The 12,371-nt window shown below is 59.9% G+C and carries 6 protein-coding genes; 1 reads left to right on the top strand and 5 read right to left on the bottom strand.

What is annotated here, in order from left to right; translation table 11 throughout:
- Positions 1–29: 29 nt before the first annotated feature.
- The 5 genes from rodZ to WFO70_RS00335 form a co-directional block, all read right to left on the bottom strand.
- Positions 30–1,028 carry a cytoskeleton protein RodZ gene (gene rodZ, locus WFO70_RS00355; protein ID WP_337013969.1) on the bottom strand — a complete coding sequence of 333 codons (999 nt, stop codon included), beginning with the start codon at positions 1,026–1,028 and terminating at the stop codon, positions 30–32.
- A gap of 292 nt (positions 1,029–1,320) precedes the next feature.
- Entirely contained in the window at positions 1,321–2,487 is a 1,167-nt protein-coding gene (locus tag WFO70_RS00350; protein WP_337013967.1) for a bifunctional tRNA (adenosine(37)-C2)-methyltransferase TrmG/ribosomal RNA large subunit methyltransferase RlmN, read from the bottom strand.
- Positions 2,488–2,656: 169 nt separating this feature from the next.
- Positions 2,657–3,088 carry a nucleoside-diphosphate kinase gene (gene ndk / locus WFO70_RS00345; RefSeq protein ID WP_032613104.1) on the bottom strand — a complete coding sequence of 144 codons (432 nt, stop codon included), beginning with the start codon at positions 3,086–3,088 and terminating at the stop codon, positions 2,657–2,659.
- Positions 3,089–3,243: 155 nt separating this feature from the next.
- Positions 3,244–5,583, bottom strand: a complete 2,340-nt coding sequence (pbpC, locus tag WFO70_RS00340) for a peptidoglycan glycosyltransferase PbpC (RefSeq protein WP_442913339.1) — start codon at positions 5,581–5,583, stop codon at positions 3,244–3,246.
- Positions 5,570–10,537 (bottom strand): alpha-2-macroglobulin family protein, encoded by a 4,968-nt coding sequence (locus WFO70_RS00335; protein ID WP_337013965.1) that lies wholly within the window; start codon positions 10,535–10,537, stop codon positions 5,570–5,572. Before WFO70_RS00335 ends, pbpC begins: the two co-directional genes overlap by 14 nt.
- Before the next feature lie 286 nt (positions 10,538–10,823).
- Here WFO70_RS00335 and WFO70_RS00330 point away from each other — a divergent pair, with 286 nt between their 5' ends.
- On the top strand, positions 10,824–12,368 hold the full coding sequence (locus tag WFO70_RS00330; protein ID WP_337013963.1) for a PTS transporter subunit EIIC: 1,545 nt from the start codon (positions 10,824–10,826) through the stop codon (positions 12,366–12,368).
- Positions 12,369–12,371: the final 3 nt, after the last annotated feature.

Raw genomic sequence — 12,371 nt, 5'->3', positions numbered from 1 at the left:
GAAAATCTCCCGCGTTGCCTGTCTGTTACTTACTGTGCTGCTGATTGTTCGGCATTGAGGGTCAGACGCGCAACCTGGTTAGTTCTGATAAAACGGCTCAGATCGACAGGTTTACCCTGGAACTGGATCTGGACCGCTGCCGGAGCACCAATCTTAAGTTTATAAGGTGCCTGGCCTGCCAGATTTAACGTGCCGTCCTTACGCTGCAGTCCGCTGAACAGCTTTTTGCCGGTGGCGTCGGTCACTTCAAGCCAGCAGTCGGCGTTGAAGTTCATGACCAGCGCGTTTGGGTCGGCCGGTGCCGCCGCAACGCCAGCCGGGTCGGATGGCAGAGGCTGAACCGCGTTGTCCGCGGTGGCAGCCGGTGCCGTCTCGACGTTCGCCTGGGAAGGCGAAACGACGGCGTTGTCAGCCGGAGCCTGGGCAGTTTGATTAGCCGCTGGCGCAGCAGTCTGCGCCGTGGCTGTATCCGTGGTGCCGGTCGCGGGTGCCTGCGTTTCGCTGGCGGTTGCGGAGGCGTCGGTATTCAGTGGGATGCTCTGGGCGCCATCGCCCGCAGAGCCATTCAGCTCGGCGGAGGACTGATCGGCCATGGTGGTGATCTCTTCCTGCTGCGCTTTGTGGTTTTGCCACCACCAGGCGCCCGTCAGGCCGATAACCACAAACAGGACCAGCCAGGTAAAGCTCATCAGCCAGCCATCACGTTTTTTACGACGTTTGCCCAGCGAAAAACTCTGCATCGGCGCGACTTTCGCCGCTCTCACCGGTGCCTGTTTTTCCATCATCGGCAGCAGTTCGTCTTCAGGGATATGCACCAGTTTCGCATAGGAGCGGATATAACCACGCAGAAACGTTGAAGCGAGTTCGGCAGGAGCCTTATCTTCTTCAATATCGCGGACCGTGGAAACCTTCAGGCATAAGCGTTCCGCAACGGCTTGCTGGCTTAGTCCGAGTTGTTCACGGGCGTTGCGCAGACGAACGCCGGTGGAAAGTGCTGCATTTTGGTCGTGAGTGGCTTCAGTATTCATTCGCTACAACTACTGGTACGTGAAAAATGAGGATTCTGGTGCCGGTGAGTCACAATGCCACCCGCACCGCGAAACTTCTGGTCAGTTAACCTTAGTAAGACAGCACAATACTGTCAGGTTTTCGTTGACAGAAGCGGCTTGCCGGTGAGGCTAAACTGTTGTTGCGTCGTTACATACTGCCTTAAAGTCATATAAAACGCACCGTAATTATTACCCATACGCTGGTGCAATGACTGTTTATTCGCATCTTACGCAGCCAAGGCGCAGATAATGCGCCCTGGCTGCATAATAATTACACGGCCTTGATATCGATAGCCTCGCCCTGCATACGTTTACGCAGCGTACGCTTGGTGCGATCGATAACATCACCGGCCAGCTGACCACAGGCGGCATCGATATCATCACCACGGGTTTTACGTACGATAGTGGTGAAGCCGTACTCCATCAGAACCTTGGAGAAACGGTCGATACGGCTGTTTGAGCTACGGCCATACGGCGCGCCCGGGAACGGGTTCCAGGGGATCAGGTTGATCTTGCACGGCGTATCTTTCAGCAGGGCCGCCAGTTCGTGCGCATGCTCGGTACCGTCGTTGACGTGATCCAGCATGACGTACTCAATGGTGACGCGTCCCTGGTTGGCATTGGACTTCGAAATGTAGCCCTTAACCGAGTTCAGGAAGGTCTCGATATTGTACTTCTTGTTGATTGGCACGATCTCATCGCGGATGGCATCGTTCGGTGCGTGCAGCGAAATTGCCAGCGCAACGTCAATCATATCGCCGAGCTTATCCAGCGCAGGCACAACACCTGAGGTGGAGAGCGTCACGCGACGTTTGGAAAGACCAAAACCGAAGTCATCGAGCATGATTTCCATGGCCGGAACCACGTTGGTCAGGTTCAGCAGCGGTTCGCCCATCCCCATCATCACCACGTTGGTGATGGGACGGGTGCCGGTCACTTTTGCCGCGCCGACGATCTTCGCCGCACGCCAGACCTGGCCGATAATTTCCGACACGCGCAGGTTACGGTTAAAGCCCTGCTGCGCCGTGGAGCAGAACTTACACTCCAGCGCACAACCGACCTGGGAAGAGACGCACAGCGTGGCGCGGTCATCTTCCGGGATATAGACCGTTTCAACGCGCTGATCGCCAACGGCAATCGCCCATTTGATGGTGCCGTCAGCTGAACGCTGCTCTTCCACCACTTCCGGCGCGCGGATTTCGGCCACTTCTTTGAGTTTATTGCGCAGGACTTTGTTGATGTCCGTCATGTCATCAAAGTTGTCGCTGCAATAGTGATACATCCATTTCATTACCTGGTCGGCACGAAACGGCTTCTCGCCCATCTCTTTGAAGAACTCGCGCATCTGCTGACGATTCAGGTCCAGCAGGTTGATTTTTCCATTTTTATTTGGAACCGCAGCAATGGCGACTTCGGAGGTATTAACTAGTTCAGACATAATATATTCCGGCCTCGTTGTTACACGTTATGGCCCGTGGAGGGTTAAAAAGAAACGCCCCGGCAAGCTGTCTGCTCATCCGGGGCGTTGCATTGTACAAAGTCTGGCGCAGGGATGCCACGTCTGCACGCGGCATTTACGAAAATAATGTGTAAACGAAACCGTTAAATTAACGGGTACGTGGACACACTTCGCCTTCTGCGAAGAAGAAAGCGATTTCGCGTGCAGCAGATTCTACAGAGTCGGAACCGTGGGTACCGTTCTCGGTGAAGCTGTCAGCGTAGTCAGCGCGCAGAGTACCGGCCAGCGCGTTATCCGGGTTGGTTGCACCCAGCAGATCGCGGTGACGCTGAACGGCATTTTCGCCTTCCAGTACGGAAACCACGATTGGGCCAGAGGTCATGAACTCAACCAGGCCGTCGAAGAATGGGCGACCTTCGTGCTCAGCATAGAAACCGCGAGCCTGCTCAACGGTCAGATGCAGCATTTTGGTGCCAACAATTTTAAACCCTGCCGCTTCAAAGCGAGCAAAGATGCTGCCAATAACGTTTTTTGCCACCGCGTTTGGTTTGATGATGGAAAAAGTACGTTCAATAGCCATGATTACCTCTGTGATTTGTTCTGTTGTTTTGCATTCATGCGAAAGATATGGCGCGGATTATAATGAGCATTAACGCCATTGCCTATGGATGCATGTAACATTTTTTTAAAATAAGACGAGTTTTAACAACAGATCCTGGCGAAAACCTGCTTTTTCTATTGCAACGTAAAATCTACGGTTGCCACCTGCCCTGCCTCGTCCATCACCAGCAGTTGATACTCCCCTGCGCTTTCAAGGTGCAACGTATAAGTTCGCCCCTGCACGTTCAGCAGTTCACCGTTAAGGAACCACCAGCGGGCCCCGTCGCTTCCGCTGGCCTGCAACGGCAATGACACGCGCCCCTCCCCCGGCAGACGCTTAATCACCGCCCCCTGACGAATACCGGAGAGGATCAGCGGTGCCGGGAAGGCCTGCCCGAGCGGCGGACAGGTTGTTGATGCAGGCGGGATACGCGCCGCCCGCCGTTCCGCCTGCGGCAGCCAGGGCTCCAGCGGCAGCGGCCAGACGTCGACGCTGTGTTCCCGGGCCTGCGGGCAGTCCGCCGCCACGCGTTTGCCGCTGCTATCCAGCCAGACCGGGAAACGAATCCCGCGGATGCCCTCCTGCTCCGGCAGCAATAGCGTTGGAGGCTGGCTTCCCTCAAGCAGCCAGGTCGCCAGGCGACGGCGACAGTTGCTGTCACCTTCCGGCAGGAACTGCCCGCCCGGCCAGCAGATCACGCCGCGGCTTACGGAAGCGGGTCGCGGGTCGCGCGGCAAGCGCGCCTCATCCAGGGCGGAACGCGACTGCAGCAGGTTGTTGACCTGATTTAACACCGGAACCGCGCTGGCAAAACCAAATTGCCCGGCCACCGGCGTGCCGTCCGGTCTGCCGGTCCAGATGCCAATCACGTAGCGCGCATTCAGCCCTATCGCCCAGGCATCGCGGTAGCCATAGCTGGTGCCGGTTTTTACTGCCAGGGGCACTACCTGAGCAAGGGCGCTGTCCGGCAGCGGCTGCGCCTCGTTAGCCAGAATGCGGCGGATGATCCACGCCGCGCCAGGCGACAGCAGAGGGCGTTCAACCAGCGGGTCGCCCGGTTGCAGACGGAGTCTCCCCGCCCGCCCCTGACGGGCGAAGGCGCTGTACGCCGCGGCAATATCTTCCAGCCGCGCCCCGGCACCGCCGAGGATCAGGGAGAGGTTCGGCTGCGCGCCTGCGGGCAGCAGCAGCGGTAATCCGGCGTTGCGCAGCATCCCGGCAAACTTTTTCGGGCCGTAGGCTTCCAGCACCTGCACGGCAGGCAGGTTCAGGGAGCGCACCAGCGCCTCGCTCATGCTGATCGGGCCATGGAAACCGCTGTCAAAATTCCCCGGACGGTAATCGCCGGTGCGACGCGGGACATCCTGCAGCAGCGAAGCCGGATGGATCAGTCCGTCGTCCATCGCCAGGCCGTAAACGAAGGGCTTAAGCACCGATCCCGGGGATCGGATCGCCGAGATCATATCCACATGGCTGAACCGGCTGTCGTCATTAATGTCCACCGAACCGACCCAGCCGCGCACCTTCATGTCGCGGTGATCGACGACGATCATCGCCAGCGAACTGCGTGGCGGCAGCCGGGATTTCCAGTTCAGCGCCAGCTCCTCCAGCTGGCGCTGCAGCGTGGCATCGAGGGTCGTCACCACTTTGGTGTCACGGCTTTTACTGAGCATCATGCGTGAGAACAGCGCTGCCAGCTGCGGCATCTGCCGGGGGGCCAGCCATACCGGCTCCTCCTGCGACTCGCTCACCTGACGTGCGGGCCAGACGCCCTGAGAGGCCATGCGTTTGAGGACTTTGTTACGCGCCGCCTCGGCACGTTCCGGCCAGCGATCCGGGCGTAAACGGCTCGGGGCCTGCGGCAGGACGGCAAGGAGTGCCGCTTCGGAGTAGCTTAGCTGCGCAGGGGCTTTTCCGAGGTAGGCCCAACTGGCAGCCCCCACCCCCTGCAGCGTGCCGCCAAAGGGGGCGCGGTTAAGATAGAGTGTCAGGATGTCACGTTTGGAGAGGTGCCACTCCAGCTGGAGCGCGCGCCAGAGCTGACGCACTTTGCCGCCCAGGGTACGGGAGTGGGGATCCAGCAGGCGTGCTACCTGCATGGTCAGCGTACTTCCCCCAGACACCACCTTCCCGGCAGTGAGATCCTGCCAGGCGGCGCGCAGCACCGAGAACGGGTTCACGCCAGGATGCTCCCAGAACCAGCGATCTTCATACTGGATCAGGGCCTCGAGATAGCGCGGCGAAACTTCTTCAATGGTGACCGGATAGCGCCAGATCCCATCGCGATCGGCAAATCGCCACAGTGGAGTTCCCTTCTCATCCACTACCACCCGGGCGGGGTTGACCTCGTGTAACGGCAGCGGCCACAGACGGTCAGCGGCAATGATGCCGCCCCACAGCAGAAGTATCGCCCCCACCAGCCATAGCCAGCGGGAGCGTAGTCCTTTCCGAACCTGCACGTTACGGAACGACAATCAGTGGGCCACTGGCCGCACCTGTTGCCCGCCACTGGGGCACGTACATCGATTCCACCAGCGGCACCGGTACCGCATAAGTTCCCGGAGTGACGGCGCGGGCCAGATAGACCAGCGTCACCGGCTGGCCTTCGTTGACCGGCACAGCGGCGACAAAGCGATCGTCGCGGAACTCCATATGCTGGATATCGGCCTGCTGCATCTGGCTGAGCAGGTTTTGCACCTCGCTGCCACTCTCCTGCAGGCTGGCACTGCTGCTGGCGAGGTTCTGGTTTTCCAGCTCCAGCCCGGCAGGGAGCAGATCCACCACCAGGGCATCCGGCACGCTCTGGCTGGCGGTCACATTCAGCCAGACCAGCACCAGCTCGCCGCTCTTCAGGGAAGAGAGGGATTTGCTGCTGCCATCGGTTGCCAGAATCTGACGTTCGATTTTCAGCACGTTGGAAGCGGGCTGCGGCGCGTATTGCGGATAGCCGCTGCTGTCCAGACGTACCCACAGCAGCGCCGTGCCGGTATTGGTGACCTGCAGGGCAGCCAGCTGGTCGGCGTTGAGGTTCTGCACCTGCGGTTTGTCACCCTTAAGGTTGCCTTCCGCCAACGACGTGGTGGCCTGCCACGCCCCAGAGAGGTTTTGCAGGGAGCGACCCGCCAGGAACAGGGCATTGCTCTCCTGGGTAGAGAGCCAGCGCTGGCTAAAGGCCTGCTGGGACAGAACGTTCAGCAGCGTATTCTGCGCATCCGGCAGCAGGTTGTACTCTTCCAGCAGGCTGAGCATCATCGCGTTATCACGCAGCGGGCTCCCGTAATCGGCCATCCAGCTCTGCGTGTCGCTGCGCGGCGTTTTGATGGCCAGATCCAGCGCCTGCTGGCTGCGCGGTGCATCACCCATCAGCTTCAGCGCCAGCCCCAGCTGCATCAGCGGCAGGCCCGATTTTGCCTGGGCGCGACGCTCCCAGATTTCGCGCAGTGCCCCGAGAGGCGCTTTCTGCTGACGCGCCAGCACCAGCGCGGCATAGGCCTGGATTGCAAATTTGCTGGCCTGCGTATCCTCGCTGTAGCGCACCGCCATCATGCCGGGATCCTGCAGATAGCGCAGCAGGCGGTTGTTGGCATTGTTAACGGCATCCGCCGGAACGCTGTAACCCTGCTCGCCCGCGCGCACCAGGAAATCGGTAACGTAGGCGGTAAGCCAGTACTCCTCCGGACCCTCTTTATCCCACAGGGCAAAGCCGCCGTCGTTACGCTGCATCTGCAGCAGGCGGGAGATGCCGACATCAATGGCCGCCCGGCGCTTCTCGTCGCTGTCGCCCTTAATGCCCAGCGCTTTCAACTGAGCGGCACTGGTATAGAGCGACGGGAACAGGCCGCTGGTGGTCTGCTCCAGACAGCCATACGGATAGGCCTGTAGCTCACGAATATAGCGGGCCAGGTTCAGCGGCGGCTTACCGCTGAGCAGCAGCTGCCCCTGTAACGTCAGCGGAGAGAAATTAGCGAGGTGCTGTTCCGGCGCGTGCCAGCTTTCACCCGGCTTGAGCATCGTACCGGTATTTACCGTCTGCGCCGGGAATGCCGGACGCACGCCGATTTTCCAGCTCTTCTGCTGTGGTGCAAAGGTTTCACCGGGGAGGGTCAGGCCGCTCACCTGGGCGGCGATTTCGCCCTCACCGTAACCGTCCAGCGCCCGCACCGGAATAAACAGCGTCGAGCGTTCACCGGCCGCAAGCTGCACCGGCTGGGGCTGAGCCCCCTCCAGCGCCAGATTGCCACCTGCGGTCAGGGCCACGTTCAGAGTCTGCGGTTTATCGGTCAGGTTGGTCAGATCCAGCGTCAGCCGGGCGTTATCGCCGCTGGCCAGGAAGCGCGGGGTGTTCAGCTCGGCAATCACCGGCGCAGCCACGATGACTTTGCTCTCGCTGCTGCCGAAATCGTCATCGGTCCAGGCCTGAGCCATCAGACGCAGCTCGCCGTTAAAGTCGCCAATCGGCAATGAAACGGTGCCCTCGCCGTTGGCATCCAGCTCTACCGGCTGCGCCTGCTGGGCGATGATGGTGACATGGTTGACCGGCGGTTTGCCGCCACGCTTGAGCTCATCCCCATCGCCGCCAAAGCGCAGCGATGCCAGACGCCCCTGACCTTCAATCACCTGGCCATAGATGTCGTAGATATCTGCGCCATAGCGCTTCTGTCCGAAGAACGCCTGCCATGGATCGGGGGTCACGTAATCGGTAATGTTGAGTACGCCACTGTCCACCGCCGAGACCAGCACGTTGATTTTCTGCGGGGTCGCCCCCTCTTTCACGCTGGCCTTCACTTTGACTGCCAGGTTCTGGTTTGGTCGCATTTTTTGCGGGTTATCCAGCGCAATGCTCAGGCGACGGCTTTCATCGCCCATCGGCAGATGCAGCAAGCCCACCGCCCGTTTAGGCGTGGCCGATTTTGATTTATCGCCAGGGCGCACCACCAGCGTGGAGAGATAGAGATCGTGGCGTTTCCAGGCTTTATCCACCGGGATGGTCATATCCAGCCCCTCGGCCGGGACGTCGATCTCCTTCCACCACAGCGGCCCTTCGCTGGATTCGATCATCGCATAGCCCTTCCCTGCCGCCGGGGCAGCGATGTGCAGCTTGATGGTATCTCCGGGCTGATAGGCCGGTTTATCCAGCTTCATCGTCACCCGGTCCGGACGTGCCGCCCCGGTGCCGTCACTGTTGTCCTGCCAACTGTAGCCTGCCCAGAAGCGCACGCTGCTGATCGCCTCATCCGGGGCTTTCACCTCCAGACGATAGGAGCCCCACTCCACCGGGAAGCTCACTTTCCCGGTCTCGTCGGCAGCCAGATCCAGCGCCTGTTCCCCCTCGATCAGATCTTTTTGATCGAACTGCGACTGCCAGCCCTCGCTCTCCGACCAGTTCCACGAGTAGTCGCGGCGCTCGCGGATCAGGCGAACCTGCAAGCCCGAAACCGCTTTTTTCGCCCCACTGGCATCGGCATAAACGATATCGAACCCGGCCTGGCTGTTCTCCTCGACAATCGGCTGGTTGACGGTGGTGTCGGTGCGGTAGTCATAGACCGCTTTGCTTGCGAACTGCGGACGGATGCCCGGCAGGGTCGCCGCTGGCCAGACGGCCTGTTCCGCCCGTCGGGTGACCGGTCGGCCACCGGACTCCAGCAGGCTGGCCTGCAAAACCACCTGCAGCGGAGAGTGGGTCTCTTTCCACTGGCTGTCGCTGCTCACCTGTCCGCGCCCCTGCTCATCAAGGGTCAACTGTACCTCATCGAGACTGCGGCTCAGGTTCTCTTCGGCAATATCCCCGAACTGGAAGCCCGGCAGTGCAGCCACGGCTTCCCGCAATGGGCGTAAGAAGAGCTGGCCCTGCAGGCTGTTGCCGTTGGCGGGCGCGCCGTAGAGGTAATAGCCTGTGACATCGAAGGCGACAGGATCCTGCGGCGAAATCGGGGCTTTTTGCCCGGCGATATTGAGCGCCATGCGCTCCGGCATAAAGTCTTCGACGTGGAAATCCCACATCCGCTGCTGGTTATCACCGGTGCTGGCGCGGACATGCCACATCCCGGTTTGCGCCCCGCTATCAAGCTGATAGTCGAAACGGTAAAGCCCGTTAGCAGGCTGGCTGACCACAGTGCGCGCCACCTGTCCGTCCGGCCGCAGCACCTCCAGCTTCACCGGCTGATCGGGGAGTGGTTTGCCGTCGCTGTCGCGCAGCAGGCCGTTGAGGATCACCGTTTCGCCCGGGCGGTAGAGATCCCGTGGGCCAAACATAAAGAACTGTTTAGTGAAGCCAGGCGCGCCGGAGATGGCAAACTCCGCCAGATCCAGCGCCGGGAGGGTGAGATCGAGCAGCGTGGTCTGCCCGTCCTTGCGGGCGAGGAGCAGCGCGGCCTCTTTGTCGGTCTGCAAGGTCGCATGGCCGTCGGCATCGCTGGTAGCCTGCGCCAGGGTCTGCCCTTTATCGTTGAGCAGCTGCACGTCGATCGCCGATTGCGCCGCGCCGTTCTCCAGGCTCTGGGTAAAGATATCCAGCCGGTTATGGTAGCGGTGCGCAGAGAGACCAATATCGCTGAGGGTAAACAGGGTAGCGGCGTTGCTGTAGTTGTAATGCCCGGCCTGATTCATCACGGCGATGTAAACACCCGCCTGCTGGAGCGGCTTGATATCCGCCAGCGGCAGGAGCAGTTTTTCACGCGTATTGCGCGCCGGGTTAAGGTCGAAACGGCCGGTGTAGACCAGATCCGCCATCTTCAGCAGATTGTCGGACTCCCAGTTGGTGAGCGAGTTGCGGTACTCCCACTGGCTGACAAAGGCGGCCAGGGACTCGGGTTTAACCCGGTAGAAATTCACATCGACGTTATTGACGTTCAGGGCCATCACCGGCAGCCCTTCCACCACCTTACCCGGCAGCAGCGAGCCGCGGCTGGCGAAGCCCACGCTCGGTTCGATGTCGCGGGTGGTGATTGTTTTTTCGACGTCGCTGCCAAAGGTGCTTTTATTCAGCGCCAGCAGATTGCCCTCGACGGTGACCACCAGGTTGCGGTTCGGCTCCAGATGGCGCAGGCGTAGCTCTTTCAGGTTCGGCGCCAGTTCCCAGGCACCATCGACCTTGCCGCTTTTTTTATCGACCACGTGTACCGCGCGGGCGAAATCCTGCGACGGATCGAGCGGCACCGAGAAGGTCAGCACCAGGGCGGCGGCACCGTCCAGCTGGATCTCAGAGGCATCCAGCAGGGTCAGCGTTTTGCCCTGGCTTTGCGCCGCCAGTTTCTCCAGCGTGGCGCTGTCCGGCTTTGCCGACGCAGGGGCAGGCGCTGGCGTAGCGGTGGAAGCGGTGGCTGTAGCGGGTGCCGCTGAAGAGGTCTTGTCGTCACTGTCATCACAGCCGACAAGCGTGATGGTGGTAAGCAGCGCTAATGACAGCGCGGCAAGGCGAAACGGTTTCATCCTTTATCCCTGGCCTTGCGGGCCTGTTGGTCGTCGTCGGGTTAAGTATTATCCGCAAGTTTCATTAATACAAAAGCACTGAATCCAATTCTGGACAACGTCTCGCAAAGTTTTTTGCGTCGATACAGATTCCGTTGCTGGCGCGATCACAGCGTTAAAGGTTACATGTAACCTTTAACGTCATTTGTTTTTAAAACAATAAGATAGCTGGATAAGTTTCCGCTTACCCTGCTAATTTTAATGCTATGACGCACCCTGAGTGCGCGGTTCAATAAGAGAGAACGACATGAAACGAGCCGTGAACGCCCTACAAAATTTCGGTAAATCACTGTACGGACCGGTACTTATCCTGCCTATTGTCGGTCTTTTCATCGCCTTTGGTAATGTGTTGGGTAACGGTGCCCTTGCCGGTTACCTGCCCTTCCTCGGGAATCCGCTGATCCAGAGCATCGGCCAGCTGATTTCAAAATCTGCCGTCTCGGTGCTGGTAAACCTGGCACTGGTGTTTGCCGTGGGGATCCCCATTGGTCTGGCGACGCGTGACAAAGGGTACGCGGCGCTGATTGGCCTGGTGACCTTCGTGGTGTTTATCAACGCCATGAACGTGACCCTGAATCTGCAGGGGGCGCTGGCCCCGGCGGATCAGATGAAAGCCGCCGGGCAAAGCATGGTGCTGGGCGTGCAGGTGCTGGAGATGGGTGTGTTTGCCGGGATCCTCACCGGGGCGCTGTCGGGCTACCTGTATAACAAATACTCCGGAGTGCAGTTTAACGGCGCGATGGCGATCTACTCGGGGCACTGCTTCGTCGCCATCATTATGCTGCCGGTGTCGATGCTGCTCGGGGTGGTGATGAGCGAGCTGTGGCCGTTTGCCCAGCACGGGATCAGCACCATGGCCTTAGCCATTAAAGGTTCCGGGGCGTTTGGGGTGGCGATTTACGGCTTCCTTGAGCGCATCCTGGTGCCGACCGGCCTGCACCATCTGGTCTACACCCCGTTCCTCTATACCGAGCTGGGCGGTACCCAGGAGGTCTGCGGCGCAACCTACCACGGCGCGCGCAATATCTACTTTGCCGAGATGGCCTGCCCGGAGGTGAAGCAGCTCAGCAGCACCGCGGTATGGGATGCCCGCGGCATCAGCAAGATGTTTGGCCTGCCTGCCGCCGCGCTGGCGATGTATGTCACCGCGAAACCGGAGCGTAAAGCCGCGGCGAAAGCGATTCTGATCCCGGCGGCGCTGACCTCCCTGCTGGTGGGTGTCACCGAGCCCATTGAGTTCTCCTTCCTGTTCGTCGCCCCGCTGCTGTTTGTGGTGCACGCGGTGCTGACCGGGATCGGCATGATGCTCTTTTATCTGCTGGGGGTTCACGCCATCGGGGCCAACGGCATTATCGATTTCATTCTTTATAACCTGCCGCTGGGCACCGAAAAATCCAACTGGCCGATGTATATCCTGGTCGGGGTGATCATGTTCGCCCTCTACTTCGTCATCTTCCGCTTCCTGATCCTGCATTTCCGCATGAAGACCCCAGGGCGCGAAGAGGAGGATCAGGAGACCCGCCTGTACAGCAAGCAGGAGTACCAGGCGAAAGGCAGTAATGATGGTCTGGGCGAGGCGATTGTCGTCGGTCTCGGCGGACGTGAAAACATCGAGGTGGTGGATAACTGCTACACCCGCCTGCGCGTCACGGTGAAAGACGTGGCCATCATCGACGAGCCACGGCTCAAGGCGACGGGCGCGAAAGGCGTTATCAAGCAAGGTAACAACGTTCAGGTGGTCTACGGGCTGCATGTCAAAAAAATGCGAGAAGCGGTCGAGACGGTTCTCTGAAGG

It is taken from the genome of Leclercia sp. AS011 (genome assembly GCF_037152535.1).
Taxonomy (GTDB): domain Bacteria; phylum Pseudomonadota; class Gammaproteobacteria; order Enterobacterales; family Enterobacteriaceae; genus Enterobacter.
Note: the sequence above shows the minus strand (reverse complement) of the source record. Positions and strands in the feature narration are given on the sequence as shown.

What these genes read in the sequence shown, in the direction of transcription:
- rodZ (WP_337013969.1), bottom strand. Translation starts at nt 1,028, where the DNA reads ATGAATACTGAAGCCACTCACGACCAAAATGCAGCACTTTCCACCGGC.
- ndk (WP_032613104.1), bottom strand. Translation starts at nt 3,088, where the DNA reads ATGGCTATTGAACGTACTTTTTCCATCATCAAACCAAACGCGGTGGCA.
- WFO70_RS00350 (WP_337013967.1), bottom strand. Translation starts at nt 2,487, where the DNA reads ATGTCTGAACTAGTTAATACCTCCGAAGTCGCCATTGCTGCGGTTCCA.
- WFO70_RS00330 (WP_337013963.1), top strand. Translation starts at nt 10,824, where the DNA reads ATGAAACGAGCCGTGAACGCCCTACAAAATTTCGGTAAATCACTGTAC.
- WFO70_RS00335 (WP_337013965.1), bottom strand. Translation starts at nt 10,537, where the DNA reads ATGAAACCGTTTCGCCTTGCCGCGCTGTCATTAGCGCTGCTTACCACC.